This is a genomic window from Pseudarthrobacter sp. Hb11 (genome assembly GCF_059383655.1).
On the sequence record NZ_JBWZCM010000001.1, the window covers coordinates 577,060 to 601,995 of the forward strand.

27 protein-coding genes, 6 tRNA genes and 1 riboswitch are annotated in these 24,936 nt (G+C 65.6%); of the genes, 17 read left to right on the forward strand and 16 right to left on the reverse strand.

Annotation, left to right across the window (positions count from 1 at the left end):
• Positions 1-87 precede the first annotated feature (87 nt).
• Positions 88-732: a TIGR03085 family metal-binding protein gene (locus tag AC50X7_RS02705; protein ID WP_307095324.1), complete on the forward strand. Its 645-nt coding sequence runs from the start codon at positions 88-90 to the stop codon at positions 730-732.
• Positions 733-800: 68 nt separating this feature from the next.
• Here AC50X7_RS02705 and hisF read toward each other — a convergent pair whose 3' ends face one another.
• The 14 genes from hisF to AC50X7_RS02775 form a co-directional block, all read right to left on the reverse strand.
• Complete coding sequence (gene hisF, locus AC50X7_RS02710; RefSeq protein ID WP_494977632.1) at positions 801-1,577, reverse strand: imidazole glycerol phosphate synthase subunit HisF; 777 nt, start codon at positions 1,575-1,577, stop codon at positions 801-803.
• Between the two features lie 49 nt (positions 1,578-1,626).
• Complete coding sequence (gene hisG, locus AC50X7_RS02715) at positions 1,627-2,487, reverse strand: ATP phosphoribosyltransferase (RefSeq protein WP_307095326.1); 861 nt, start codon at positions 2,485-2,487, stop codon at positions 1,627-1,629.
• Positions 2,488-2,578: 91 nt separating this feature from the next.
• The gene (locus tag AC50X7_RS02720; protein ID WP_015936881.1) at positions 2,579-2,842 is read right to left on the reverse strand and encodes a phosphoribosyl-ATP diphosphatase; all 264 of its coding nucleotides are present in this window, start codon (positions 2,840-2,842) and stop codon (positions 2,579-2,581) included.
• 102 nt (positions 2,843-2,944) lie between these two features.
• Entirely contained in the window at positions 2,945-3,433 is a 489-nt protein-coding gene (ribH, locus tag AC50X7_RS02725; RefSeq protein WP_494977633.1) for a 6,7-dimethyl-8-ribityllumazine synthase, read from the reverse strand.
• 85 nt (positions 3,434-3,518) lie between these two features.
• Positions 3,519-4,298, reverse strand: a complete 780-nt coding sequence (gene ribA / locus AC50X7_RS02730) for a GTP cyclohydrolase II (RefSeq protein WP_494977634.1) — start codon at positions 4,296-4,298, stop codon at positions 3,519-3,521.
• Complete coding sequence (gene ribB, locus AC50X7_RS02735; protein ID WP_494977635.1) at positions 4,295-5,035, reverse strand: 3,4-dihydroxy-2-butanone-4-phosphate synthase; 741 nt, start codon at positions 5,033-5,035, stop codon at positions 4,295-4,297. The genes ribA and ribB overlap by 4 nt, the downstream gene beginning before the upstream one ends.
• The gene (locus AC50X7_RS02740; RefSeq protein ID WP_494977636.1) at positions 5,032-5,676 is read right to left on the reverse strand and encodes a riboflavin synthase; all 645 of its coding nucleotides are present in this window, start codon (positions 5,674-5,676) and stop codon (positions 5,032-5,034) included. Before AC50X7_RS02740 ends, ribB begins: the two co-directional genes overlap by 4 nt.
• Positions 5,676-6,791 carry a bifunctional diaminohydroxyphosphoribosylaminopyrimidine deaminase/5-amino-6-(5-phosphoribosylamino)uracil reductase RibD gene (gene ribD, locus AC50X7_RS02745; protein WP_494977637.1) on the reverse strand — a complete coding sequence of 372 codons (1,116 nt, stop codon included), beginning with the start codon at positions 6,789-6,791 and terminating at the stop codon, positions 5,676-5,678. The genes AC50X7_RS02740 and ribD overlap by 1 nt, the downstream gene beginning before the upstream one ends.
• Before the next feature lie 176 nt (positions 6,792-6,967).
• A riboswitch (FMN riboswitch) is annotated at positions 6,968-7,119 on the reverse strand.
• A 39-nt stretch (positions 7,120-7,158) separates the two neighbouring features.
• Positions 7,159-7,836 carry a ribulose-phosphate 3-epimerase gene (gene rpe / locus AC50X7_RS02750; protein WP_307095336.1) on the reverse strand — a complete coding sequence of 226 codons (678 nt, stop codon included), beginning with the start codon at positions 7,834-7,836 and terminating at the stop codon, positions 7,159-7,161.
• Positions 7,837-7,874: 38 nt separating this feature from the next.
• On the reverse strand, positions 7,875-9,533 hold the full coding sequence (locus tag AC50X7_RS02755; protein WP_494977638.1) for an RsmB/NOP family class I SAM-dependent RNA methyltransferase: 1,659 nt from the start codon (positions 9,531-9,533) through the stop codon (positions 7,875-7,877).
• On the reverse strand, positions 9,530-10,450 hold the full coding sequence (gene fmt / locus AC50X7_RS02760) for a methionyl-tRNA formyltransferase (RefSeq protein ID WP_494977639.1): 921 nt from the start codon (positions 10,448-10,450) through the stop codon (positions 9,530-9,532). The genes AC50X7_RS02755 and fmt overlap by 4 nt, the downstream gene beginning before the upstream one ends.
• A complete protein-coding gene (def, locus tag AC50X7_RS02765) occupies positions 10,447-11,061 on the reverse strand; it encodes a peptide deformylase (RefSeq protein WP_494977640.1) in 615 nt (204 codons plus the stop codon). Before def ends, fmt begins: the two co-directional genes overlap by 4 nt.
• 87 nt (positions 11,062-11,148) lie before the next feature.
• Entirely contained in the window at positions 11,149-12,009 is an 861-nt protein-coding gene (locus tag AC50X7_RS02770; protein ID WP_494977641.1) for a cytochrome, read from the reverse strand.
• Positions 12,010-12,103: 94 nt separating this feature from the next.
• Positions 12,104-12,175, reverse strand: a tRNA-Val gene (locus AC50X7_RS02775).
• A gap of 349 nt (positions 12,176-12,524) precedes the next feature.
• On the opposite strand from AC50X7_RS02775, the gene AC50X7_RS02780 reads away from it, so the two are divergent.
• The 6 genes from AC50X7_RS02780 (at position 12,525) to AC50X7_RS02805 (ending at position 13,497) form a co-directional block, all read left to right on the forward strand.
• Positions 12,525-12,597 (forward strand) — tRNA-Gly (locus tag AC50X7_RS02780).
• 47 nt (positions 12,598-12,644) lie between these two features.
• Positions 12,645-12,715, forward strand: a tRNA-Cys gene (locus AC50X7_RS02785).
• A 40-nt stretch (positions 12,716-12,755) separates the two neighbouring features.
• Positions 12,756-12,830 (forward strand) — tRNA-Val (locus AC50X7_RS02790).
• A gap of 56 nt (positions 12,831-12,886) precedes the next feature.
• A tRNA-Gly gene (locus AC50X7_RS02795) sits at positions 12,887-12,959 on the forward strand.
• A 41-nt stretch (positions 12,960-13,000) separates the two neighbouring features.
• Positions 13,001-13,072 (forward strand) — tRNA-Val (locus tag AC50X7_RS02800).
• Between the two features lie 170 nt (positions 13,073-13,242).
• Positions 13,243-13,497 (forward strand): antitoxin, encoded by a 255-nt coding sequence (locus tag AC50X7_RS02805; RefSeq protein ID WP_307095343.1) that lies wholly within the window; start codon positions 13,243-13,245, stop codon positions 13,495-13,497.
• A 145-nt stretch (positions 13,498-13,642) separates the two neighbouring features.
• Here AC50X7_RS02805 and zapE read toward each other — a convergent pair whose 3' ends face one another.
• Positions 13,643-14,680, reverse strand: coding sequence for a cell division protein ZapE (zapE, locus tag AC50X7_RS02810; protein ID WP_494977642.1), 1,038 nt, complete (start codon positions 14,678-14,680; stop codon positions 13,643-13,645).
• A 212-nt stretch (positions 14,681-14,892) separates the two neighbouring features.
• On the opposite strand from zapE, the gene AC50X7_RS02815 reads away from it, so the two are divergent.
• The 3 genes from AC50X7_RS02815 to ybaK are packed head-to-tail and all read left to right on the forward strand — an operon-like array spanning position 14,893 to position 16,829.
• Positions 14,893-15,816 (forward strand): sulfurtransferase, encoded by a 924-nt coding sequence (locus AC50X7_RS02815; protein ID WP_494977643.1) that lies wholly within the window; start codon positions 14,893-14,895, stop codon positions 15,814-15,816.
• Positions 15,817-15,854: 38 nt separating this feature from the next.
• Positions 15,855-16,313, forward strand: coding sequence for a SufE family protein (locus tag AC50X7_RS02820; protein WP_494977644.1), 459 nt, complete (start codon positions 15,855-15,857; stop codon positions 16,311-16,313).
• 15 nt (positions 16,314-16,328) lie between these two features.
• Positions 16,329-16,829, forward strand: coding sequence for a Cys-tRNA(Pro) deacylase (gene ybaK, locus AC50X7_RS02825; protein ID WP_494977645.1), 501 nt, complete (start codon positions 16,329-16,331; stop codon positions 16,827-16,829).
• 58 nt (positions 16,830-16,887) lie between these two features.
• Here ybaK and AC50X7_RS02830 read toward each other — a convergent pair whose 3' ends face one another.
• Complete coding sequence (locus AC50X7_RS02830) at positions 16,888-18,216, reverse strand: alpha/beta hydrolase family protein (RefSeq protein WP_494977646.1); 1,329 nt, start codon at positions 18,214-18,216, stop codon at positions 16,888-16,890.
• Positions 18,217-18,329: 113 nt separating this feature from the next.
• Between AC50X7_RS02830 and AC50X7_RS02835 the strand changes: the two genes are divergently transcribed.
• The 7 genes from AC50X7_RS02835 to AC50X7_RS02865 all read left to right on the forward strand — a co-directional run bounded on the left by AC50X7_RS02835 (position 18,330) and on the right by AC50X7_RS02865 (position 24,926).
• Entirely contained in the window at positions 18,330-18,821 is a 492-nt protein-coding gene (locus AC50X7_RS02835; protein ID WP_494977647.1) for a hypothetical protein, read from the forward strand.
• 14 nt (positions 18,822-18,835) lie between these two features.
• A complete protein-coding gene (gene msrB / locus AC50X7_RS02840; RefSeq protein WP_494977648.1) occupies positions 18,836-19,354 on the forward strand; it encodes a peptide-methionine (R)-S-oxide reductase MsrB in 519 nt (172 codons plus the stop codon).
• Between the two features lie 143 nt (positions 19,355-19,497).
• Positions 19,498-20,865, forward strand: coding sequence for a DUF6421 family protein (locus AC50X7_RS02845; protein ID WP_494977649.1), 1,368 nt, complete (start codon positions 19,498-19,500; stop codon positions 20,863-20,865).
• Positions 20,862-21,632: an SDR family oxidoreductase gene (locus AC50X7_RS02850; RefSeq protein ID WP_494977650.1), complete on the forward strand. Its 771-nt coding sequence runs from the start codon at positions 20,862-20,864 to the stop codon at positions 21,630-21,632. Before AC50X7_RS02845 ends, AC50X7_RS02850 begins: the two co-directional genes overlap by 4 nt.
• 62 nt (positions 21,633-21,694) lie before the next feature.
• Positions 21,695-22,792 (forward strand): threonine aldolase family protein, encoded by a 1,098-nt coding sequence (locus AC50X7_RS02855; protein WP_494977828.1) that lies wholly within the window; start codon positions 21,695-21,697, stop codon positions 22,790-22,792.
• Positions 22,793-22,853: 61 nt separating this feature from the next.
• The gene (locus tag AC50X7_RS02860; RefSeq protein WP_494977651.1) at positions 22,854-23,504 is read left to right on the forward strand and encodes a DUF3000 domain-containing protein; all 651 of its coding nucleotides are present in this window, start codon (positions 22,854-22,856) and stop codon (positions 23,502-23,504) included.
• Positions 23,505-23,591: 87 nt separating this feature from the next.
• Positions 23,592-24,926 (forward strand): HRDC domain-containing protein, encoded by a 1,335-nt coding sequence (locus AC50X7_RS02865; RefSeq protein WP_494977652.1) that lies wholly within the window; start codon positions 23,592-23,594, stop codon positions 24,924-24,926.
• Positions 24,927-24,936 lie beyond the last annotated feature (10 nt).

Here is a 24,936-nt window from a genome sequence, read left to right on the forward strand (position 1 = left end):
TGCCCCGATTCCTGTGTGAACAACGGCACGCCTGCGCCGGTGGACGCGCTGCCCAACTGCGCGGCTCTCGTGCTAGTTTCACAAGTGATGCATTTCGTCGATCCGTCCCGTGAAGTCCTGGCCGAAACCCTCCTTGCGGCCGGCCCTGACGCGCCCACACTCTGCAAGGGCTGGCGCACCAGGGACCTCGCCGCGCACCTTTACCTGCGTGAACGCAAAGCCGCCGTGGGACTGGGGCTGATCATCAAGCGGCTGGCGAAGGCGTCAGACCAGGCCACCGCAAAGCTGGCAGCGAAGCTGACCACCGCCGATGCCTACGCCCGGCTGGTGAACACTTTCCGGAGCGGGCCGCCGGCCCTCTCCCCCATGAAGATCAAGGGTCTGGACGAAAGCGCCAACCTCATCGAGTACTTTGTCCACACCGAGGACGTGAGGCGCGCAGTGGACCGTTGGGCCCCACGCGCCTTGGACGAAGCCTATTCAGACGCCCTCTGGGATGAACTCGTCAAGCGTGCAGCCATCTTGTACCGGGGAGTGGACCTGGGCATCGTACTGGTGCGGCCCTCCGGACCGCGGCACGTTGCAAAACGTGCTCCCGTTTCAGTGGCCATCGTCGGCGAGCCGGGCGAGCTGCTGATGCACGCCCACGGCCGCACGCGCCACGCCCTGGTCACGTTCGAAGGCCAGCCGGACGCCGTCGCGCTGCTGCAGTCAGCCGAAGTAGGGCTTTAACGCAACTGACTCGCAGTTAATGCCGTTATGAGCGCTCATAACGACGTTAACTGCGAGTCAGTTGGGGACTAGCGGACTTCGAAGCCAGCTTCCCGGATGGCGGTCTTGACCTGCGACATCATGTCGTCCGGGCCCCAGTGGAAGATCGATGCGGCCAGCACGGCGTCAGCGCCGGCCGCGACGGCGGGCGGAAAGTGTGCCGGCTCCCCCGCGCCGCCGGAAGCAATGATGGGCACCTTGACGGCAGCCCGGACCAGGCTGATGAGTTCCAGGTCGAAGCCATCCTTGGTGCCGTCTGCGTCAATGGAATTAAGCAGGATCTCCCCCACGCCACGGTCGGCGGCTTCCTTGGCCCACGCGACAGCGTCTATGCCCGTGCCCGTGCGTCCGCCGTGGGTGGTCACTTCAAATCCCGACGACGTGGGCTGGGAGCCCGGGCGGGTCCGGCGGGCATCGACGGACAGGACAAGGACCTGGGAGCCGAAGTGCCGGGTGATCTCGTCGATGACGTCGGGGCGGGCAACGGCTGCGGTGTTGATGGAAGCCTTGTCCGCGCCGAAGCGGAGCAGCTTGTCCACCTCTGCCACGCCGCGGACGCCGCCGCCGACGCACAACGGGATAAAGACTTCCTCGGCGGTCCGGCGGACCACATCGAACGTGGTTTCGCGGTTACCTGAGGACGCCGTGACGTCCAGGAAGGTCAGTTCGTCGGCGCCGGCGTTGTCGTAGCGGTGCGCCAGTTCCACGGGGTCGCCGGCGTCGCGGAGGCCCTCGAAGTTAACGCCCTTGACGACGCGCCCGGCGTCGACGTCAAGGCAGGGAATGACGCGTACGGCTACTGCCATGGGAACTCCTGGAATTCTGTGGTGCGGGAGTAATGCGGTGCGGGCGGAATCAGATGCGGCAGGCGTGGATGCTGCTGACCAGGATGGCGCGGGCGCCGAGGTCGTACAGCTCATCCATGATCCGGTTGGTTTCCCGCTTGGGCACCATGGAGCGGACGGCAACCCAGTCCGAGTCACGCAGGGGCGAGACCGTGGGTGATTCCAGGCCGGGCGTCAGCGCAGCAGCCTGTTCCACGAGTTCCTTGCGGATGTCGTAGTCCATGAGCACGTACTGGCGCGCCACGAGGACACCCTGCAGCCGCCGGATCAGGACCTCGATTTCCTTGGCCGTGCCGTTGGCGGCGCCGCCGTTGCCGCTGCGCCGGATCAGGACGGCCTCGGACTTCAGGATCGGTTCGCCGAAAATTTCCATCCCTGCGGCCTTGAGCGTGTTTCCGGTTTCGACGACGTCGGCAATGGCGTCCGCGACGCCCAGCCGGACCGAGGATTCCACGGCGCCGTCCAGGCGGACCACCTTGGCGTTGACGCCGCGTTCTGCAAGGTAGCCGCGCAGCAGGCCGTCATAGCTGGTAGCCAGCCGCTTACCCTCAAGCTCTTCAACCTTGGCGAAATCCCCTACCGGACCGGCAAAGCGGAACGTGGAGGCGGCAAAGCCCAACGGAAGCAATTCCTCCGCTTCCACCTCCGCATCCAGCAGCAGGTCGCGTCCGGTGATGCCGACGTCGAGCGTTCCCTGGCCGACGTAAACGGCGATGTCGCGGGGGCGAAGGAAGAAGAATTCAATGTCGTTGTCCGGGTCCACCATCACCAGCTCGCGGGTGTCGCGGCGCTGGCGGTAGCCGGCTTCGGACAGCATCGCGGAGGCGGCTTCGGACAGGGAACCCTTATTGGGGACGGCAACTCGCAGCATGGGAAATCTTTCTGGATTCGAAAATGTCTAGGTGTTCAGGCAATGCAGGCCACGGCGGGCACCGGCGGCACAAGGCGCGCCGGACCGGTGGCTACAGATGCTTGTAGACGTCTTCCAGGGTCAGGCCTTTGGCGAGCATCAGAACCTGCAGGTGGTACAGCAGCTGGGAGATTTCCTCGGCCGCCGCTTCATCGGATTCATATTCGGCAGCCATCCATACTTCGGCTGCTTCCTCAACGACTTTCTTGCCGATGCCGTGGACACCGGAGTCCAATTCAGCGACGGTGCGGGAGCCTTCCGGGCGGGTGGCTGCCTTCTCGCTGAGCTCAGCGAACAGCGTCTCGAAATTCTTCACGCCCTCCAGCCTACTTGCTGCGGCACAAAGGGCGCCTGTCCGGCCGTTGCATGACGGGCGCGATGTGAGTGAACACACACCGCGCCCGCCATCCCGCGATTGCTAGCTGTTGTACTGCTTCAGGACGACGGCGGTGGCCAGTGCCGCGGTAACGGCTTCGTGGCCCTTGTCTTCCTTCGAGCCGGGAAGGCCCGCGCGGTCCAGGCCCTGCTGTTCGGTGTCGCATGTCAGGACGCCGAAGCCCACCGGAACGCCGGTGCGCACGCTCACGTCCGTGAGGCCCGACGTCGCCGCCTGGCAGACGTACTCGAAGTGCGGCGTGCCGCCGCGGATCACGACCCCGAGGGCAACGACCGCGTCGAAGTGCGGTGCCAGCCGGGCGGCGGCGACAGGCAACTCGAAGCTGCCGGGGACCCGCAGGACGGTGGGCTCGGCAATACCGGCGTCCTTGGCGGCGCGAAGGGCACCGTCCAGGAGCCCGTCCATGATCTGGGTGTGCCAGCTGGCCGCGACGATGGCCAGCCGCAGCTGGGACGTCCCGGCCGGGTTAAGGGTGGTGAGGTCGATATCGGGGGCGCCGTGTCCGCTCATAAGTCAGTGCTGTTCCATTCAGTCTTAGGGTTGGTCAGTCGTTGTGGTGGGTCAGTCTTGCGCGCGGGTCAGTCTAGCGCGCGGGTCAGTCTTGTTCGTGGCCAAAGGAGGTAGCGGGGGTGGTGACGGGCACTGCGCCGCCCACGTGGGAGTCCAGCACCAGGCGGTGCTCCATGCGGTCCTTTTTGGTCTGCAGGTACCGGATGTTCTGGTCACGGGACGGAACCTCGGTGGGGACCATCTCCACAACCTTGACACCGGCGTTGGCCAGCCTGTTCTGCTTGTCCGGGTTGTTGCTCAGGAGCCGCACTTCATGCAGTCCCATCTCCGCCAATACCTGGGCGGCCGCCTTGTAGCAGCGGGCGTCCACCGGCAGGCCCAGCTGTTCGTTGGCCTCCACCGTATCGAAGCCGGCCTCCTGCAGCGCATAGGCCTTGATCTTGTTGGCGAGCCCGATCCCCCGGCCTTCCTGGCCGCGCAGGTACAGCAAGGTTCCACCTTCCTCGCGGATCATTTCCAGCGCATAAGCCAGCTGCTCCCCGCAGTCGCAGCGGTAGGAACCAAAGACGTCTCCCGTGAGGCACTCGGAGTGCAGCCGGACCAAAGGGGCCTTGCCGTCCTTGGGCGGGTTGGGGGAACTGACAGCCAGGTGCTCAGCACCGGTCACCAGGTCGGTCCACGCCTGGGCGATAAAGTCGCCAAAAGCCGTAGGCAGCTGCACGATCGGACCGCCGCTGACGGGATGGGGCACCCTGCCGTTGCCCGATTCTGCCTGGTGGTGGCCATTGGCAGACGCTGGTGCGTGGTGGCCGTTTCCTGAATCGGGCAGGTGGTGGCCGTTCCCCGAAGCTCCGGAAGCCGTCATCGTATCTCCTCTTCTCCGCCCTGGCGTCCTGCCCGGGCGTTGCCGTCAGCCGATGTGCCCGCTGCCTCGAGGTAGGCCACAAGGTCTGCAATGGAAATCAGGGGGCAGCCGTGTTCAGCAGCGAAGGCACGGAGCCCATCCAGCCGCATCATTTCACCGTCGTCGTAGACGACTTCGGCAATGACAGCCGCAGCTTCCAGGCCGGCCAGGCGGCACAGGTCGACTGCGGCCTCGGTGTGGCCAGGACGTTCCCGCACACCACCATCAACCGCACGCAGCGGAAAAATATGCCCGGGACGGGTCACGGAGGACGGTCCGGACTCCGGATCCGCCAGGACCCTGGCCGTGAGGGCCCGGTCGGTCGCGGAAATTCCGGTGCTGACGCCGGTTGCGGCGTCACAGGACACCGTATAGGCCGTGCCTTTGGCATCCTCATTGACTTCAACCATGGGAGGAAGCGCCATCGCGTCGGCGCGGTCGCCGGACAGCGGGACGCAGATGACGCCGGAACTGTACCGGATGGTCCAGCCCATCAACGCCGGGGTGGCGTGCTGGGCGGCGAAGATGATGTCGCCCTCATTCTCCCGGTCCTCGTTGTCCACCACCAGGACAGGCCTGCCGGCCGCCATGGCCCGGACTGCTTCCTCGATGGTGTCTAAACCGGCGTCAATCCCGGTCTGGCTGCTGGAGACGGCAGCGGGAGCCACCTCAGGCTCGAACCGGACTGCGGCGTTCATGGTGTTCCTCCGTCAACAGCTGCGGGCGCCAGGGTGCTGAACGCCAGCAGGCGCTCGGTGTACTTGGCCAGGACGTCCACTTCCAGGTTCACCCGGCTGCCGGTGCTTTTTGCGCCAAGGCCCGTCTCGGCAAGGGTGGTGGGGATGAGCCCCACCTCGAACCAGGGGCTCTGTTCAGCCACGGCGCTGACGGCCGTGACCGTGAGAGAGACGCCGTCGATGGCGATGGATCCCTTTTCCGCGATGTAGCGGGCCAGGCTGGCAGGGACGCCGAAGCGGAGCCTCTCCCAGTTGCCCAGGGGCTCGCGTTCAAGCAGTACGCCCACGCCGTCCACGTGACCCTGCACAACGTGCCCGTCCAGCCTTCCGCCGGCCGGGACGCAACGCTCAAGGTTGACGGCGTCGCCGGGAGCCAGTTCGCCGATGGTGCTGCGGACGAGGGTCTCCCCCATCACGTCCACGCTGAAGTCCTTGCCGTCTATTTCAGTGGCGGTAAGGCAAACCCCGTTGACGGCGATGGAGCCGCCCAGGGCGAGGCCTTCGGTGGTGCCGGGGGCGTGCAGCCGCACGGTGGCGCTGGCATCCCCGTCCCGCTCGACGGACAAAACGTGCCCTTGCTCGGCAATAATTCCGGTAAACATCAGTAGCCTCCCTGGGCTTGCTCCGCGGTGGCGCGGGACGGTTGTTGGTCTAGGGCAACGGTGCGTTGCGGTCGGAGGTGGAGCCGGAGGTCCCGGCCCAGCGTTCGGACTGAGCCGCCGTCGGACAGGTCCCATTCCCAGTGCTGGGCATCGGCGAGGGTGGCGATTCCCAGGCCGGTGAGGGCGGGGGTTCCGGAACCAAGCAGCGTGGGGGCCAGGTAGACAATGAGTTCGTCAACGAGCCCGGCCGCGAGGAACGCGCTGAGTATGCTGGACCCGCCCTCGACCATCAGGTGCCGAATGCCGGAACCATAGAGGGTGGACAGCGCTTCGTGGGGGTCGCGGGTGGGCAGGTGCATTGCCAGTCCGTCGCTCCCGTGGATGGCGGCGTCTGCCGGGATATCCCGCAGTCCCATCACGGCCCGCAGAGGCTGCTTCGGGGCCGGCGTTCCTGTGGCGTCGCGGGCCGTAAGGCGTGGGTTGTCCACCAGTACCGTCTGGGTTCCCACGAGGATGGCATCGATGCGTTCGCGGATTGCGTGGTTGTCAGCCAGGGACTCGGGGCTGGAAATCCACTGGCTGGTGCCGTCCTCGGCCGCGATCCGGCTGTCCAGTGTCTGCGCGATGTGCAGGGTAACGAAGGGGCGTTTGACGGCAACTGCCTCAAACCAGTGGCGGTTCAGGTTCAGCGCTTCGCCCGCGCCCAGCCCGCTGCGTACGCGTACGCCTGCTTCCCTGAGGGTGGCGGCACCGCCCGCGGCCGGATCATGGGGATCGTCCACCGCGTAGACCACGTCCGTTATGCCGGCGGCAATGATCGCCTGGGCGCAGGGACCGGTGCGGCCCACATGGTTGCAGGGCTCCAAAGTCACCAGCATGGTGCATCCGGAAAGATCGAGCCCCGCGGCAGCCGCCTGCGCAATGGCGTCTGCCTCGGCGTGGGCGGTACCTGCGCCGCGGTGGAAACCAGCCACGAGTTGGCGGCCTTCGGAATCGACGACGACGGCGCCCACCAGGGGATTCGCACCACGGGGACCGTTGAGGGCAGCCTCGAGGGCGGTGTCCATTGCGGCGGTCTCGGCGGCGGTAAACGCTGTGACAACTTCCGCCGTCATGCTGGAGCCTCGATGGTTGTGCTGCCGGACATGGCGGCAGCAGGAATTATGGCGTTTAAGAGCCATCGCAGCAGGTTCATAGTGCTTGTGTCGTTCCTTCCCTCTAGAACCGCGATGGCTCCGGGGGTATACGACAGCAGAAGGCCGCGGCGTCGGGTGACGCCGCAGAAACAGCTGTACGTGCTTCTCTCATCCAGACTTTAACTGTCGGTACCGGAATTTCACCGGTTCAACCGTCCGCCGGGATTTTCCCAAAGGAAAACCACCGGCTCGCGGGTCGCGGACTGTCACCGCCGGTTCGGACTTACACCGACCCCGGAGCACGTATGTGTGTTGCTATTGTGCCATAACGGCGTAAGGCTCCCGGCTATTCCGCCGCGGAGCGTAACTTTTGGCTGCCTGCCTCGCGCAGGCGGTCGATGGCCGCTGCGGGATCCTCTGCACCGTACACGGCCGAGCCCGCGACGAAGACGTTGGCGCCCGCCTCCGCAGCACGGGTGATGGTGTCTTCGGTGATGCCGCCGTCGACCTGGATGGCCACGCCGATCCCCGAGCCGTCGATCGCTTTCCTGGCACGGCGGATTTTTGGCAGGGTCACGTCCAGGAACGCCTGGCCGCCGAATCCAGGTTCCACCGTCATGATGAGCAGCATGTCCAGCTCGGAGAGCATGTCCAGGTACGGCTCCACGGGAGTTCCGGGACGGAGGGCCATTCCGGCCTTTGCACCCCTGGCACGGAGCTCGCGGGCCAGCTTGATGGGCGCAATGGCAGCCTCAGCGTGGAAGGTGACCGATGCCAGGCCCGCGTCAGCAAAACCGGGTGCCCAGCGGTCGGCGTCGGCAATCATCAGATGCGCGTCGAGGGGAACCGGGCTCACGGCCTGGATCCGCTGCACCACCGGCAGCCCGAGGGTGAGGTTGGGCACGAAGTGATTGTCCATCACGTCCACGTGCACTGCGTCCGCATTGCTGATGCGTTGCAGCTCAGCTTCGAGGTTGACGAAATCGGCAGACAGGATGCTCGGGTTGATGCAGCATTGCGTCACAAGGGAAACCTTTCACGGGTCAAGGGCTGTTCTACAGTTCAGGACTTCTTGCGGATCAGGGCAAGGAACATAGCGTCAGTGCCGTGGACGTGGGGCCACAGCTGGGCGGTCGACTCATGCCCGGCACCAAGGCTTCCCGTGAGGCTCACGCTGTCCAGTGCCTGGCCGGCCTCGAGCAGTTCAAGGTCGTCCCGTTTACGGAGCGCATCAGTGACCACGGCCGTGGTTTCGGCCGGGTGGGGTGAGCAGGTCACGTAGGCAACCACTCCCCCCGGCCGTACTGCTGCCAGGGCCGACTTGAGGAGGTCGCGCTGAAGCTGCCCAAGATCTGCGAGGTCTTTGGGCGTGCGGCGCCAGCGGGACTCCGGGCGCCGGCGGAGCGCGCCCAGCCCGCTGCAGGGAACGTCTACGAGAACACGGTCGAAGAATTCTGGCTTCTCCGTGCCTACCTCGCGGCCGTCGCCAGTGCGGACCTGCCAGGTTTCCCGCGGCACTGCCGAAAGTGCCTGGCTCACCAGTTTGGCGCGGTGCGGCGCAGGTTCATTGGCCAGCAGTGTCGCCCCCCTCTGGCTGGCCAGCGCACCCAGCAGTGCCGCCTTTCCGCCCGGCCCGGCGCACAGGTCAAGCCAGGCCTCGGCAGGGCTTCCGGCGGGGCCTGCCCTCTCAGCGCCTGCCCTCTCAGCGCCTTCGGCTCCCGCTCCGGCGCGACGTCCGCCGAGGTCTACCGCGGCCATGGCGCGTGCCACCAGCTGAGAGCCGACGTCCTGCACCCGGGTGCTGCCCTCCCGTACCGAGGCAAGCCGGCCCAGGTCCCCGCCGCTGGAGAGCGCCGAGCCCTCCACGAGCTCACCGGGGGTGGCCCCGTTTTCCAGGGCCTCGTCGAGGCTTCCGATACCGGGCAGGGCCACCAGGTTGACCACGGGCGCGGCGTTGTCCGCTTCCAGGAGATCGACAATTTCTGACGCTGGGCGGCCATGTGCCACGAGGGACTGGCGCATGGCGCGGACGATCCACTCGGGATGGGCGTAGCGGAGGGAGGCCACCTTGGTCTCATCCGTTTCTCCGGTGACCAGCTCCTCCAGCCACTCCTCGAGGGTGTGCGCGGCGACCTTCCGGAGGACAGCGTTGATGAGGGCAGACGGTCCTGCTCCGATCACTGCTCGGGCCAAGCCAACGGTCTGGTCCAGCGCGGCATGCGCCGGTACCCGCATGGCCAGCAGCTGATGCGCTCCGATCCGAAGGGCGTCGAGGATGGCCGGGTCCAGTTGGTCCAGGGGCCGGTCGACGCAGCGGGCCAGGATGGCGTCGTAGGTGCCCTGGCCGCGGAGGGCCCCGTAGCTGAGCTCAGTGGCAAAACCGGCGTCCCGCTTGTCCAGGCCGTGGTGCCTGATCCGTGCCGGCAGCACCAGGTTGGCGTAGGCGTCCTCGGCAGCGACAGCCCGAAGGACTTCGAACGCGACCAGCCGGGCGGGATCCGCCCTGCGCGTGCGCTGGGAAGGGGCGTTATCGGTGAAGCTGCGCTGGGGGCCGCGGTTCCGTTCCCTGCCCTTGGCGTTTCGGGTGCTGGAATCGCGGGGTCCGCCGTTCCCGCGGCCGCCGCCGGTTCCGCCGCCTCTTCCGCGCTGACCGCCTCCTGAGCTTCCGCTCCCGCTCCCAGCACTGCCGCGACCGCCTTGATTGCCGCCGGAACCGCTCATTCGAAAACCACGCTTTCAAGGGAAGCCATGCCGCGTGCCCAATCAGCAGCGGCCATCATCTTTTTGCCCGCAGGCTGAATCCGGGTCAACTCCACGCCGTGCGAGCCGGTTCCCACGAGCACACTTTTGCCATGCACGCAGAGGGACCCGGGCGCTAATCCGGAAACATCGGGCCGCAGCCGGACGGGCTCCAGCTTGATGCGCTGGCCGTCCAGCACTGTCCACGCTCCAGGTTCGGGAGTGACGCCCCGGGCCTGCCGGCCGATGGCCAGGGCCGGATGTTTCCAGTCGAGGCGGCCGTCGTCGAGGGTCAGCTTGGCGGCGTGGGAAACCTCGCCCGTCTGCGGGAGGGCGGCCGCCTTGCCGGCGTCAATGGCCGAAAGGGTCTGGGCCAGGAGTACCGCTCCGCTGCGGGACAGCCGTTCCAGCAGTTCGCCTGCAGTATCGTCCGGCCCCACCGTTTCTGTGAGGGTTCCGAATACGGGCCCCGTGTCCAGTCCTTCCTCCAACTGGAAGGTCACGGCACCGGTGACATCGTCGCCTGCCATAACTGCCCGCTGCACGGGCGCGGCGCCGCGCCAGGAAGGCAGGAGGGAGAAGTGCAGGTTGACCCAGCCGTGCCGCGGAATCCTGAGGGCGGGCGGGGGCACCAGCCCGCCGTAAGCAACGATTGCGGCCACGTCCGGGTTAACCGCTGAGATCCTGCCGATGGCCTCCGCATCGATGCGGGACGCGTGAATGACTGCGATCCCCAGCTCGGCTGCCCGGGCGGCAACCGGAGAGGGAGTGAGAACGCGCTTCCGGCCGATGGGCGCGTCAGGCCTCGACAGCACCGCAACTACATCGAATCCTGCTTCAACGAGCGCATTGAGTGACGGGACGGCGACGGCGGGAGTGCCCGCGAACAGGACCCTCACCCGTGGGCACCCGCCGCGCCGGCACCGAAGCTCCCGCCGGAAGTGGCACCGCCGAAACTTGAGCCGCCAAAACTTGAGCCGACTGACTTGGCGCGCTTCGCCGTCGTCCGTTCCGTGACGGAGTCATAGTTGGCGTTGCGGATGGAACGCAGGGCAGCCTTGCGGTCCTCCCCCTCCAGCCGGTCCGTGTAGAGGATTCCGTCCAGGTGGTCATTCTCGTGCTGGAAGCAGCGCGCCAGCATCCCCTCGCCTTCGACGGTGACCGGGTTGCCGTGCATATCTACGCCGGAGACGCGGGTGGCACGGAAACGCCGCACGGGGAAACCGAGACCGGGAATGGACAGGCAGCCTTCCACGTGGTCGGGCTGGAAATCCTCGCTGTTCTCCAGCACGGGGTTGATGATGTGCCCTTCCACGCCACCGATGCGGTAGGTAAAGACACGCTTGCTCACGCCGATCTGGGGCGCGGCGAGGCCGGCACCGTCCACGTCTTCCATGGTCTCGGTCATGTCCGCCACCAGCTTGGCCAGCTCAGGCCCGAATTCCGTCACAGGATCAGCAACTGTGCGGAGCACAGGATCGCCGATGATGCGGATATTCAGAATAGCCATGCGCTGTTTTTCCTTACGGTAGGCGGCAAAGGGAACCAATCCAGTTTAGGCGCAGACGAAACGCCAGGCGGTTTCGTTCCTCCACACTCAGGCGGGCTGTACCTGCGCGAGCGGCGGCGGGGCAATGGGCAACAGTGCGGTCCCTGCGGAAATGGTGTCCGCTGACAGCTCCCACACGCGCCGCAAGGCACAGAACTTCCACCAGTGATGCTTGAGGACGTCAGGGTTGGCACGGACCGGACGGACCTCGGTTTCCCCAATGGCCACAGCCAACAGGACAGGGTTTTCGCCGTACTTCCACGGTTCCCAGGTCCCCGCTTCGGGGTCCACCAGGCTTTCTTCCGCCTTCATGCCGGCCACCAGCTGCATCACCACTTTGTCGTCCAGCGGCTTGACCAGGCCGTCGCGGGTGGTGCCCTTGGTCTTGTAGTCGATCAGGCAAACCCGCCCGTTGATCCGAGCCACCAGGTCAAGTGTGCCCGCGTACCCCACCGCGTTATTCCAGACGGTGATCTCAGGGGCAATGGGTTCCACCCGGAAGAGCTCCCACCATTCATCGAAGCGGACGGCAAAGGCTTCCTCACCGTTGGAAGCGAGGGCCTCGCGCGCTTCCTTCATGGCGTGTGGCCGGCCGAGGGCGCGCAGGGCCACCTGCTCGCAGTAATAGTGGACGCGGTCCCCCCGTTTAGCGGCCTCGTCCCGGTATGTCTCTGCAGCCTTGGCCGCGCGGTTGACGGCCTGCTTGATTTTGGCCGGGCTACCCAGGCAGTCCGCGAGCATCGGATCATTTGCCAGGCTGCTCGCACCCATATATCCGAACCAGCCGTCAAGCCCGTGCGGCTGCTGGCCGATCACCGTGGTGATGGACGGCACGGAGAAATGCTCAGAGGTGGACCGGGCGTACATCCGCCCGTATTCCGTGGCGTGGGCAAGAAGTGGAGCAGTCATAACAAAGACTCTTTCACAAGGGGCTGACAGAATGTCCGGCGCACAAAAAAGGTCCGTTTCCGCTGCAGATGAGCGGAAACGGACCAATATGCGGTGGGCGATACTGGGTTCGAACCAGTGACCTCTTCGGTGTGAACGAAGCGCGCTACCACTGCGCCAATCGCCCTGATGCATTTGAATGTTAGCCGACCTTGGAGCCATTTCGGAAATCGGCGCCAGCCGGCAGCAAAAGGGTCCTCAAACATGCAGCGGGACATGGCAACGGGAGCAGACGCGGGCAGGGTGTTCCCGTCCCTGCCCCACACAAACCAGGACCATTGGACCGGAAGCAGCCTGATGCCGTCGAAAATTACACGCGTGTAACTCGCGAAAGTCCGCGCCATTGCAGGGAAGCAGCGCTATTGCGCATTCACAATCGCTGGCCGATTTGGAGAATCCCGGAACCTCCTATATTGTTTTTACTCGTTGGAAAGCGAGGAAATGCCGGGAACGGCAGCGAATCAGCCCTCCAAAATGCGGACGTAGCTCAGCTGGTAGAGCACCACCTTGCCAAGGTGGATGTCGCGAGTTCGAATCTCGTCGTCCGCTCGCAGGACACTGTCACGGCAAAGGTTCATACGAATCGGCGCTTACACGGTGGGTTGGCCGAGAGGCGAGGCAGCGGCCTGCAAAGCCGTATACACGGGTTCGAATCCCGTACCCACCTCGGTGAAAACCATGGTTTCCGGTTTGTTCCGGATAAACATGGGCGATTGGCGCAGCGGTAGCGCGCTTCCCTGACACGGAAGAGGTCACTGGTTCGATCCCAGTATCGCCCACCAAGCAAGGACACTTGCTTCATGCAGTACTGCCGGCTCGGCCGGAACGTACTTCATATGCGGACGTAGCTCAGCTGGTAGAGCACCACCTTGCCAAGGTGGATGTCGCGAGTTCGAATCTCGTCGTCCGCTCTCTTAGTTCTTACAATCCCATAAGCCGGTCTTCCGGTTCCGGGCGATTGGCGCAGCGGTAGCGCGCTTCCCTGACACGGAAGAGGTCACTGGTTCGATCCCAGTATCGCCCACATGCAGCAGCTCCCCGGAGCTGCTTTTTTCTTGCCAGTTTCCGGCCTCTGCTCCAGCATCCGCTGCAGGCGAACGCCCAAAGCCCCTCATTTCCTTGGCACGTGTCGCCGGCAGGGCTAGGATTTTAGGCGGAGGAGCGACTTGGCTCCGCGATTGAAGGGAGGTGCTCGTGGGACTGATTGGCGACCTAAAGGGCAAGGCTCAGGGTCTTATCCGCGGCAACGAGCAGGCCATCAAGAACGGCATCAGCAAGGCCGGCGATTTCGTTGACACCAAGACCGGAGGCAAGTACTCCGGCCACGTCGACAAGATCCAGCATGGCGCTTCCAAGCTCATTGACCAGAACGGAACTCCGGGCCAGGCACCTGCCCCCGGGCAGGTTCCGCCGGTCAACCCGGTTCCGCCGGTTGACAAGGCTCCGTAAACAGGATTTGGCCAGGGTTTTGCCCTAGTACGTCAACGGGGTGCGGGTCCCGCCGGGAGGCGGCGCCCGCACCTTTGGCGTTTAAGACGCCACCCGCCCGCCCTTCAGGAACGGACGACGACGGGCGCCCCGCTTCGAGTTCGGGCTAAGACGGCTCGTGGTTCTGTCCCTCGCGCGCCAGGGCCGTGAGGCGGGAGACAGCGCGGAAGTACTTCTTCATGTAGCCGCCCGTCATCATTTCCTCCGTGAACAACTTGTCGAAGGGAACTCCGCTGGCAAGGATCGGCACGTCCTTGTCGTAGAGCCGGTCAGCCAGCACCACGAACCGAAGTGCCACCGCCTGTTCGGTGATGGTGTCCACGTTGCGCCACACCACTCCGTCAATGCCGTCGATCAGTTGCCGGTAGCGGCTGGGGTGCACGCCTGCGAGGTGGTGGATCAGGGTGGCGAACTCGTCCTGGGCGACGGTCTTGCCGTCAAACTCCGCTTTCATGTGGGACGACAGTTCGCTGTTCTTCAAGGGCGATGGTGCGGCCGGCAGTCCGCGGTGGCGGAAGTCCTCGCCGTCGATCCGTATAACGTCGAACTGGTCCGCGAGGACCTGGATCTCGCGCTGGAAATCCACCGCGGCGAACCTGCCGTCACCCAGTGAGCCCGGAAGGGTATTTGAGGTGGCCGCCAGCTTTACGCCGGCATCGGCCAGTTCGCGCATCAAGCGCGACATCAGCACCGTGTCGCCCGGATCATCCAGCTCGAATTCGTCAATGCACACGAGCTTGTAATGGCTCAGCGCATCCACCGTTTTCCGGAAGGACAGGGCGCCCACCAAGTTTGTGTACTCCACAAAAGTGCCGAAAGCCTTGGGCCCGGGCGCCGCGTGCCACAGCGAGGCCAGCAGGTGGGTTTTGCCGACGCCGAACCCGCCGTCCAGGTAGATGCCCGCGCGGGAGGCGTCCTTTTTCCCGAACAGTTTCTTGAACAGGCCTCCGCCGTCCCCGGCTCCGACGCCTGCGGCAAATCCCTCCAGTGCCCGGACGGCGTGGGCCTGGCTGGGCTGCTTGGGATCCGGGCGGTAACTCGCAAAGGAGACCTTGCCAAAGCGCGGCGAGGGAAAGAAACCCTTGAGGAGCTCATCCACCGATACTGACGGAGTTCGGGCGGCAAGCTGTTCGATCTGTACCAAGGTGGTCCGTTCTGCTGGTGGTTGGTCCCCAGAAAGGATACCGGCTACGAACCCCTGCCCCGGGTGGCGCGGACGCCGGGCCGCGGCGTGATGAAGGCCACATTTCGTCCTGTTAACGGAAACCGGACATCATCCAAGGCAGTGGCTAGGGTGGAAGGAGGTCCCCATGCCGGTCCCGCGGATCAGCCGTGTTCTCGATGAAAGGCAAAGATATGTCCTACCCAGCTGAACAAAACGAGAAGTTCGCCGCCTACGCCCACCCAGAGCGCCTGGTTTCCACCGAGTGGCTTGCTGCAGCCATTAATAACGGCGCAGTGGCCAGCGGCCAGCTGATAGTGGTGGAGTCTGACGAAGACGTCCTTCTGTACGAAACCGGACACATCCCCGGCGCGGTAAAAATCGACTGGCACACCGACCTGAACGACGAAGTCACCCGCGACTATGTGGATGGCGCTGCGTTCGCCGAACTTGCGGCATCGAAAGGTATCTGGCGGGACAGCACGGTGGTCATCTACGGGGACAAGTCCAACTGGTGGGCTGCCTACGCGCTGTGGGTCTTCACCCTCTTCGGCCACCAGGACGTGCGGCTGCTCGACGGCGGCCGGGACAAGTGGATTGCCGAGGGCAGGGAGCTCACCACGGACAAGCCGGCACCGGCCAGGGGTGACTACCCCGTCGTCGAGCGCGACGATGCTCCGATCCGTGCCTTCAAGGAAGACGTCCTGGCCCACCTGGGCAAGCCGCTCATCGATGTCCGCTCCCCCGAGGAATACACCGGCCAGCGCACCCACATGCCCGCCTACCCCGAGGAAGGTGCGCTGCGCGGCGGCCACATTCCCACTGCTGCCTCAATCCCCTGGGCGCGGGCCGCCGCGCCCGATGGAACCTACCGGAGCCGCGAGGAACTCGAAGCCCTCTACCTCGGTGAGGCGGGCCTGAGCGAAGGCGACGACGTTGTGGCGTACTGCCGCATCGGTGAGCGTTCCAGCCACACCTGGTTCGCCCTGAAGTACCTCCTCGGCTTCGATTCCGTCCGCAACTACGACGGATCGTGGACGGAATGGGGCAACGCCGTGCGGGTTCCCATCGTCAAGGGCGCTGAACGCGGTTCCTTTCCCGTTGCCCTCGGAGTCTGACGAGGCCTGACCATCAGTACCTGCGTAGACTTGGAATGATGACTACTCAAGCATTGCCTTCGGCCCTTGCGGCCATCGTGGACGACTTTCAGGCCCTGACGGAGCCCGAGCGGCTGCAGCTGCTGCTCGAGTTCTCGCAGGGGCTCCCTGACCTGCCCGAACGGCTCAAGGACCACCCCGAGCTGCTCGAACAGGTGGTGGAGTGCCAGTCCCCGCTGTTCCTCACCATCGAAACGGACAACGGCGACAGCCCGGCCGGCACAGTTCGGCTCTTCTTCAAGGCACCCCCGGAGGCCCCCACCACGCGCGGTTTCGCCGGCGTGCTGCATGAGGGCCTGGACGGGCTGTCCGCTGAGGAGATCCTTTCGGTGCCCGACGACATGCCTGAACTGCTGGGCCTTACCCGCGCCATCACGCCACTGCGGATGAGGGGAATGACGGCCATGCTGGGGAGGATCAAGCGCAAGGTTGCGGCCTCGTCCGCCGTGCGCTCCTAGCCACGCAAAGCATCAATGGCACGCAGCAACGCATCACAGGGAACTCCGGCCACTGCGCTACTGGCAGCGGCCGGAGTTCCCTTTGTGCCGCACCCCTACGTCCACGACCCCTCAGCGGCCAGCTACGGCGCAGAGGCTTCCGAGGTCCTGGGTATCCATCCCTCGAAGGTCTTCAAGACGCTGATGGTCGAGGTGGAAGGCAGGCTGGCGGTGGGCATCGTACCCGTCAGCGGAACGCTGGACCTTAAGGCCTTCGCGTCAGCCCTGGGAGCCAAAAAAGCGTCGATGGCAGATCCTGCTGCAGCCCAGAGGCGTACCGGATACGTGCTGGGCGGCATCTCCCCGCTGGGCCAGCGGCTCCCTTCCCCCACTGTGCTGGACCGCAGCGCACTGTCGCTGGAGACGCTGCTGGTTTCGGGAGGCAAACGCGGCCTGGACATCGAACTCGCACCTGCCGACCTCATCCGCCTCACCGACGCCCTCACCGCTCCCATCAGCTCGCTGTCCGCCTCGTAGGACCGCAACGAAGCCTGGCCAGCCCGTCAGCAGGCCCGCGGGGCGTGCAGCCGCACCTTCACTCCCCCGGACGGTCCTGGGAACTACTGAGCCGATCCTCCGGCACTGCAGCGTCGGTTCCCTGCCGGATCCCGCCGGGATTCAGCCGGGGCGCCAGCTGCTGCCGCAACCACGCCTTTACCACGCTCTCCCACCGTTCGGGATCAACGTTCCATTCCTTGGTGTGCCGGGCATGGTTGAAAGCCTCAAAGGTGACTATTTCCGGGTTCCGCTCGGCCAGGAGCGCTGAGGGCTTGTACGGCACGTATTCGTCGTCCACGCTGTGGATGATCAGGGTGGGAGTCCGCAGTTCCACGGCACGGGCCACCCAGTCCATCACCTTGAGGTCCACGGGAGCGGACAGTCCCGTGAGCCGCCGCCCCAGCGGGTGTCCCAGCATGAGCTGCGCGTAGCGCCCCACCAGCGACGGGATCCAGTTCAACTGGGCATGGTGGGCGAGGACCGTCACCCAGTCTATGACCGGCGCATCCAGCACCATGGCCCGGATGAGGTTCCGGTAGCGCGACAAGTCGGCAGCTTGAAGGCAAATGGCACCGCCCATTGACCAGCCGAACAGCACGATCTCCTCGGCGCCGTTGGCCAAGGCGTATTCAATGGCTGCTTCGATGTCGCGCCACTCGGTAGAGCCCAGGCCGTACCGCCCGTCGTCCGCCGACGGCGCAAGTCCGTCGTTGCGGTAGGACACCAGGAGACTGGTCAGTCCAAGTTCAAGGGCAGGTCCGACGGCGCGCAGGGCCTCCTGCCTGCTGGCTCCGCGTCCGTGCACCATCACCGCCCAGGTCCGTGCCGTGCCGCCGGCGCGGACCAGCCAGGCGGGCGCCTGCCCCCGGTCCACGTCGATCAACACGTCCTCTGCAGGGATTCCGACGGCGGCCGGGTCCGGGTAGACGGCGCCGCTCCACCAGCCCCAGCGCGCTTGGCTAAGATCCCCCGAGTAAACAGCTTCGACCTCCCGCGCCACCGTCCGTTCAGCGGGAGAATACGAGACGATGCGGCCGATCCGCGCGTGCCCCTTTCCGCCGTCGAAAAAGAATCCGTACACCCCGTCCACGGTGGTGTCGTCATTGGCCGCAAGGATCACCTGTTGCCGGTGGCCGTCCCGGATCACAGCCAGGACTTCCTGGTCAGCCGTGCGATGCCGGGCGGGGGTGATAACGCGGCGGGCAAAATAGACAGCCAGCGCCGACGACCCGGTGGCGAGCAGCCCGGTCAGGGCGCCGCCGCCGATGGCCCCGCCGATGGCCCATTTCGCGCGAAGGGACAATCCGGCACCCGGATCCTGGATAGGCGGGACTGAAGCAGGGCGGGTGCGCTGGAAAAGTGCCATGGAACTATTCTTACCGCCCCGGCACCGCGAGGCCGTATTTCCCGCGGCCGGGTGGGGAATGCCCCTGAACTCGAAGGAGTGCAGCGCACCCAACGCCGGACTAGGCTAAGGCCATGAGTGATCCCATCGTCATCCTGACCGAAGAACCTTTGGGGGCGGACGACCGCCTGAACATCGAGCGCCTGGTGGACGGAGCAGATACCCGGCTCGTGGTGCTGGTCCCGGCGAACACAGAGCGGCATCTGCTGGTGGACTTTCTTGAGAACCTTTCCTTACTGGACATCGCCAAGGCGTTCCGGGAGCTGACAACCCATGCTCCGGATCCGGCGGCAGAGCGGGCGCAGGCGGCGGAAACCCTTGCGGTCTCGCTGGCGGCGCTGGCCGGACTCGGTGCGGGCGTCAGCGGAGAGGTGGTGGACGGCGGGGCGGTGCAGGGCCTGGTGTCCAAGGTCAAGGAGACCGGCGCTTCGCAGGCCGTGGTGATCACCAGGCCGCACGCAGTGGCAGACACCTTCCACACCGACTGGGCCAACAAGGCCCAGGACCAATTGGGCCTCCCCGTCCTGCACCTGTACGCAGGTTCGGGATTTATCGGCGACTCCTGAGCGTTGTCAAGGCTATGAGCATCTTCGGAAACAACATCCTGGGTAACAGTATTTTCGGAAACAAGGCTGCGGATCCTGCCCCTGAGGCGCCCGAGGCCGAACCGGCCGTCCAAAAAACCGACGCCGAGTGGCGGGAGGAGCTGACGCCGGAGGAATACCACGTGCTCCGGCAGTCCGGGACCGAGCGGCCCTACACGGGCGAATACTGGGACACCCACACAGCGGGGGTCTATCAGTGCCGGGCCTGCGGCGCGGAACTGTTTACCAGCAACGAGAAGTTCGATTCGCACTGCGGCTGGCCCTCTTTCTGGGCCCCGCTCGCTGACGGTACCGTGCGGTACATCCACGACCGGACGTTGGGAATGGAGCGGGTGGAGGTCCGGTGCGCCACCTGTGATTCCCACCTGGGACACGTGTTCGGCGGCGAGGGGTACGGAACGCCCACTGACCAGCGCTACTGCATCAACTCCGTATCCCTCAAGCTCGTTCCGCGCCAGGACCCGCAGGTCACTGCGCCGGATGCTGACGCCTGAGAGTCCGGGAACGCTGGAGCTAACAGCAGTTCAAGGCCCGCTGAGGATTAGTCTTTCTTAAGCTCAACCTCTTTTAAGATTAGTCCTGCTGGTTGCTTGCTACGCTCGCCGTAGATGGCAAGCAACCAGAAAGGCAGCCGACGATGACCGAAACACTGACCACCGCTTCGACCGGAATAACGGCGGACAACCAGGACTGGCTCCGACTCAAGGCCGCGGCTTCGTCCCTGCAGTCCCTGCAGATTAAGGACGGCTCCATTCCCGACGCCGGCGCCCACGAAGAAGCATCCCGGTCCGTGGGCGAGATCGTAGAAGCCGTCCGCGCCCTCGTCCCGGCTTTTCCGCACGACGCCCCCTATCTGGACGCCGTCTGCGCAGACTTTGCCGCTTGGGCAGGCAACGGCTTCACCGTCCCTGACTTCCTGTCGTCGCTCCTGGCCTTCCAGCCGCAGGAACAGCGCCGGGACGGCCTCCAGCACCTGGTGGTCTTCCCGATGTACACCCAGAACGGCAGCAGCAACCGGCTGGTCGAGGCAGTCCTGATCGAGGTGATCTGGCCGGAGTTCATCGCCGGGCTGGAGGCCGTGGACTACTCCAACAAACTGTTCGTCCCAATCCGCTTCCTCGACTTCACGGCCGGCTACGACACCAACTCCGCAGTGCTGTTCCCGGAAACGGTCGCCGTCAGGGAAACCCCCACCTTCACCTGGGGGGCGATCTTTGCCGACCGCGAGGCTGCCCGGTTCCGGCGCGTGCTCAAGGCAGCGGCCGAGACCACCCGCCTGGAGCTTCCCGAAGGAGCGGCGGAACTGCTCGCGGACCAGGATCTGACGGAGGCCACGTTCGTGATGTGGGACCTCATCCACGACCGGACGCACATGCGCGGCGACCTGCCATTCGATCCTTTTATGATCAAGCAGCGGATGCCCTTTTTCCTGTACTCCCTCGAAGAGCTGCGCTGCGACCTGACGGCCTTCCGTGAGTCCGTCCGCATCGAGAAGGACGACGACGCCGATCCGGAAGCCCGGCGTCACGCCAAGCTGGTGCAGTACGCCATCATCTTCGACCGGATCTTCCGCTTCGCCATCACGGGCAGCCGGGTCCGCAACTACGACGGACTGGGCGGCCAGCTCCTGTTCGCCTGGCTGCACCAGCACCACGTCCTGCACTGGACCGATACCCGGCTCACCATCGACTGGGACGAGGTAGCGGACGCCGTCATCGCCTTGGGGGCAAGCATCGACGACCTGTACTGGCGGTCCATCGACCGGCCGAAAACCGCCCACTGGCTTGCCGCCTACCAGCTGATCTCCGCTACCGTTACTCCCAACCCGGCTTCTATCTGGGCCAAGGGTCCCGACGCGCTGGCCCTGGCTGGTCCCCCGCGCGGCCTGACGGACCAGGTGCTCGATGATGAATTCCCGCTGTCCATGTTCTACGAAGCACTGGAGAAAAAGATGCGCCCTGTGATCGAGTCAACTGCCGGAATCACCGGAGCTTCTGCCCTGTGACCGAAGAACCGGCGGCAGAGGAAGCACCTGGCGCAGCGGGGACCCAGGCGCCGAGGCTGAATATCCTGGTCACCGGCGGCAGTGGAGCCTCCGGCATCGCTGTCGCCCGGGCCCTCCACGGGTCCGGCCACCGGGTGTTCACCGTAGGTTCGGACCAGGCAAGGATCGGAGCCGCGGCCAAAGAGGCCGGCGACGGCGTCACGGGCCTTGTGTGCGACCTGGCCCAACTCGAACACGTGCGGCAGTTGCGGGCGGATGTGTCCGCGGCTGCCGGGACCATCGACGCCGTCATCCACTTGGTGGGCGGCTGGCGCGGCGCCAAAGGCATCGCCGACCAGACCGACGAGGACTGGGACTTCCTGGAACGCGGCGCCATCACCACGCTCCGGAACGTCTCGCGCACCTTCTTCGACGATATTGCCGGATCGCGCTGCGGCCGGTTTGCGATGATTTCCTCAACTGCCGTGGATAAGCCAATGGCCGCCACGGCCAGCTACGTTGCTGCCAAGGCAGCGGCCGAAGCGTGGACCATGGCGATGGCAGACGGCTTCCGCCGGGGCAACAACGGCGGGACCAACAGCGCCGGGGAGGCGGCCGCCGTCGTGCTGGTGGTCAAGGCCCTTGTGGACGATGCGATGCGACGGGACCATCCGGAACGGAAATTCCCCGGCGCAACTGACGTCGAAGACCTGGCTCGCGCCGTCGTGGGACTTTTTGATACCGAGGCCAGCGGGCTGAACGGCAGCCGGCTCCTGCTGGCGCCCTGACTGTCCCGTTCGTGACTGTCCGGTGTCCGGACAGTATCTAGACTGAAAGCGTGAGCAAAGCCATGACAACAACAGCAGAGACTGCCGCCGGAACCCGGCTGCACGATCCCACCATCCGCGGATTCGCTTCGGACAATTACTCCGGCGTCCACCCGGAGGTCCTCGCGGCCTTGGCTGCGGCCAACGATGGCCACCAGGTCTCCTACGGCGAGGATGACTACACCGCCCGGCTGCAGGAACTGATGGAGGCACACTTCGGGCCCGGCATCGAGTGCTTTCCCGTGTTCAACGGCACCGGCGCCAACGTCCTGTCGCTGCAGTCGCTGCTCCCCCGCTGGGGCGCCGTGGTGTGCGCCTCCACTGCCCACATCAACATGGACGAAAACGGCGCGCCGGAGCGCATCGGCGGCATCAAGCTCCTGCACGTCCCCACACCGGACGGCAAGCTCACGCCCGAACTGATCGACCGGGAGGCCTGGGGCTGGGGCGACGAGCACCGCGCCCAGCCGCTCGCCGTCTCCATTACCCAGACTACCGAGCTCGGAACCTGCTACACGCCGGAAGAGGTGCGGGCCATCGCCGACCACGCACACGCCAAAGGCATGAAGCTCCACATGGACGGGGCCCGGCTGGCCAATGCCGCAGCACATCTTCAGGTCCCGCTGCGGGCGTTTACCCGCGACGCCGGCGTGGACATCCTTTCCTTCGGCGGCACCAAGAACGGGCTGCTGTTCGGCGAAGTGGTGGTGGCGCTGAACCCGGAGGCGGCGCACGGGCTGGTGTACTTGCGGAAGATGAACATGCAGCTCGCGTCGAAGATGCGTTTTATGTCGGCCCAGTTCATTGCCCTCCTCGAAGGCGACCTCTGGCTGCGGTCCGCCTCCCACGCCAACGCCATGGCCACCCGGCTCCGCACCGCCGTCGACACCATTGACGGTGTGCAGCCGACGCAGAAAACCGAGTCCAACGGCGTCTTTGCCATCCTGCCCGCGGGGGTGGCGGACAGGCTGCGGAACTCCTTCCGCTTCTATGACTGGAACGAGGCCGCCGGGGAAGTCCGGTGGATGTGTTCCTTCGACACCACCGAGGAGGACATTGATGCCTTTGTGGCAGCAATCCGCCATGAGCTTCGTACTTTTGGAAACGGACAGTCCAGCTAGACGGCGTCTGGTGACGGCGAGCCTTCCCGCTGTCACCGGCCCGGTTGCGTAACCTGCGAAGGTGAACGCACTTGACAAGGTTCCCCCGGAATTTCTCCACGCCTTGGGAACCCTCAGGAAAGCCCAGTGCCGCGCGGAACTCCACCTCGCGGAGATTCCCGCGCCGGCCCGCCTCGCGCCGTTCGCCGTAGCGCTGGGCGCGGAGGTTCTGGCACCGGGGCCCGGCACCGCCACTACTCCCCTGCACGGCCCCGCCGCTATGGCGTTGGCTGCCGCGTCAGGAACAGCGGACGACGACGAAACCGAGTTGGCAACGGGCCGCTTCATCCTGCTCCACGACCCTGAGGGCTCAGCGGTGTGGGACGGGGAGTTCCGCATCGTCACCTACATCCGTGCCCAGCTGGAGCCGGAGATGGGCAACGACGAGATGCTGGGAACTGTGGCGTGGACCTGGCTCGTGGAGGCGCTCGAGAACCACAAAGCCCCTTACCGCGCAGCCGGCGGCACGGCCACCCGGGTGCTTTCGGAAAGCTTCGGGACGCTTGCGGAACGGCCCGGCTCCATCGACATCGAGCTCCGCGCGTCCTGGACTCCGGCCACCTCAGACGTGACCGCCCACCTTGAAGCCTGGTCCGACATGGTGTGCACCTTCGCAGGCCTGCCGCCCCTCCCCGACGGCGTCACCCCGCTCCCCAACCGGCGCCGGAGCTAGCAGCATGGCTGGCAGCGTGGCTGGCGGCCGGCCCGGCGGCGCCCGGAAGGCAGTCCGTTACCGGCCAGCCGGTAAACTAAGGGCATCATGACCCCTAACATTCCGGAAAACACCACGGCCGGCGTTCCGGCTGCTGATACCGCACCCCACATCACGGTGGAAGGCTTTGACAGCCCCATCCCCGAAATCATTGAGCTCGATTCGCCCCGCGAGGGCGTTCCGCTGGTCATCGAAACGCAGGCCGGATTGGAGCGGTGCGCGGCTGCGATCGCCGCAGGCATCGGGCCGGCCGGAGTGGACGCTGAACGGGCCTCCGGCTTCCGCTACGGACAGCGTGCCTTCCTGGTCCAGATCCGCCGGGAAGGGGCGGGGACGTGGCTGATCGATCCTGAGCCCTTCGAGAACCTGGACATCATCAACGATGCCCTGCGCGGCGTCGAGTGGATCCTGCATGCAGCCAGCCAGGACTTGCCCTGCCTGTCCGAACTGGGCATGTGGCCGGACAGGCTTTTTGACACTGAGCTGGCGGCCCGCCTGGCAGGCCTGCCAAGGGTTGGCCTGGCCGCCGTTATTGAGCAGCTGCTGGGGTTCGGGCTGGCCAAGGAACACTCGGCCGCTGACTGGTCCACCCGGCCCCTTCCCGAGCCGTGGCTGCGGTATGCCGCCCTGGATGTTGAGGTCCTGACGGAGCTGCGGGAGGAACTTATTGAACTCCTGGAAGCTGACGGCAAGCTCGAGTACGCGGAACAGGAGTTCGCGGCCATCCTGGACGCCGGACTCGCCCCGCCACGGGTGGACCCGTGGCGGAAAACGTCCGGCCTCCACCAGATCCGCGACCGTCGGCAACTGGCGGCTGTCCGGGAGCTGTGGCTCGAACGGGATTCCCTGGCACAGAAGCGGGATGTGGCCCCGGGAAGGCTGATTCCGGATTCGGCTTTAGTGGCGGCGGCGAAGGCAATGCCGTCCACCGTTCCACAACTGCTCGGCACCAAAGGCTTTCACGGGCGGGCTGCGCAGCGCGAGGCTCCCCGGTGGCTGCGCTGCATCGCGGCGGCCCGGGACCTGGAGGATCTTCCGCCGCTGCATCTGGCCACCAACGCGCCGCCCCCGCCCCGGGTCTGGGCCGACCGTGATCCCGAGGCCGCGGCCCGGCTGGCGACCGCCCGGCCGCTGCTGCAGGAAAAGGCCGATCAGCTGAACCTCCCGCTGGAGAACCTGCTGACCCCCGACTACCTGCGGCGTGTGGCGTGGCGGCCACCTGCTGAAATCAGCGAATCAGCAGTGGGTGCGGAACTTCGTATGCTCGGCGCACGGCAATGGCAGGTGGAACTGGCGGCGCCCCTCATCAAGGACGCGTTCCTCAACCCACAGCCGCTGCCGCCAAAGGAACCCAAGCCTGACGTGGCTGCTGCCGGACAATAGGCCCCGAACA

Coding starts and splice junctions, on each gene's coding strand:
- AC50X7_RS02770 (WP_494977641.1), bottom strand. CDS start 12,009: ATGACTGCTCCACTTCTTGCCCACGCCACGGAATACGGGCGGATGTAC.
- msrB (WP_494977648.1), top strand. CDS start 18,836: ATGAGCATCTTCGGAAACAACATCCTGGGTAACAGTATTTTCGGAAAC.
- ribH (WP_494977633.1), bottom strand. CDS start 3,433: ATGAGCGGACACGGCGCCCCCGATATCGACCTCACCACCCTTAACCCG.
- hisF (WP_494977632.1), bottom strand. CDS start 1,577: ATGGCAGTAGCCGTACGCGTCATTCCCTGCCTTGACGTCGACGCCGGG.
- AC50X7_RS02740 (WP_494977636.1), bottom strand. CDS start 5,676: ATGTTTACCGGAATTATTGCCGAGCAAGGGCACGTTTTGTCCGTCGAG.
- AC50X7_RS02845 (WP_494977649.1), top strand. CDS start 19,498: ATGACCGAAACACTGACCACCGCTTCGACCGGAATAACGGCGGACAAC.
- AC50X7_RS02835 (WP_494977647.1), top strand. CDS start 18,330: ATGAGTGATCCCATCGTCATCCTGACCGAAGAACCTTTGGGGGCGGAC.
- def (WP_494977640.1), bottom strand. CDS start 11,061: ATGGCTATTCTGAATATCCGCATCATCGGCGATCCTGTGCTCCGCACA.
- AC50X7_RS02855 (WP_494977828.1), top strand. CDS start 21,695: ATGACAACAACAGCAGAGACTGCCGCCGGAACCCGGCTGCACGATCCC.
- AC50X7_RS02820 (WP_494977644.1), top strand. CDS start 15,855: ATGACTACTCAAGCATTGCCTTCGGCCCTTGCGGCCATCGTGGACGAC.
- AC50X7_RS02865 (WP_494977652.1), top strand. CDS start 23,592: ATGACCCCTAACATTCCGGAAAACACCACGGCCGGCGTTCCGGCTGCT.
- AC50X7_RS02755 (WP_494977638.1), bottom strand. CDS start 9,533: ATGAGCGGTTCCGGCGGCAATCAAGGCGGTCGCGGCAGTGCTGGGAGC.
- ybaK (WP_494977645.1), top strand. CDS start 16,329: ATGGCACGCAGCAACGCATCACAGGGAACTCCGGCCACTGCGCTACTG.
- hisG (WP_307095326.1), bottom strand. CDS start 2,487: ATGCTGCGAGTTGCCGTCCCCAATAAGGGTTCCCTGTCCGAAGCCGCC.
- ribA (WP_494977634.1), bottom strand. CDS start 4,298: ATGACGGCTTCCGGAGCTTCGGGGAACGGCCACCACCTGCCCGATTCA.
- ribD (WP_494977637.1), bottom strand. CDS start 6,791: ATGACGGCGGAAGTTGTCACAGCGTTTACCGCCGCCGAGACCGCCGCA.
- AC50X7_RS02830 (WP_494977646.1), bottom strand. CDS start 18,216: ATGGCACTTTTCCAGCGCACCCGCCCTGCTTCAGTCCCGCCTATCCAG.
- AC50X7_RS02815 (WP_494977643.1), top strand. CDS start 14,893: ATGTCCTACCCAGCTGAACAAAACGAGAAGTTCGCCGCCTACGCCCAC.
- ribB (WP_494977635.1), bottom strand. CDS start 5,035: ATGAACGCCGCAGTCCGGTTCGAGCCTGAGGTGGCTCCCGCTGCCGTC.
- AC50X7_RS02705 (WP_307095324.1), top strand. CDS start 88: ATGCATTTCGTCGATCCGTCCCGTGAAGTCCTGGCCGAAACCCTCCTT.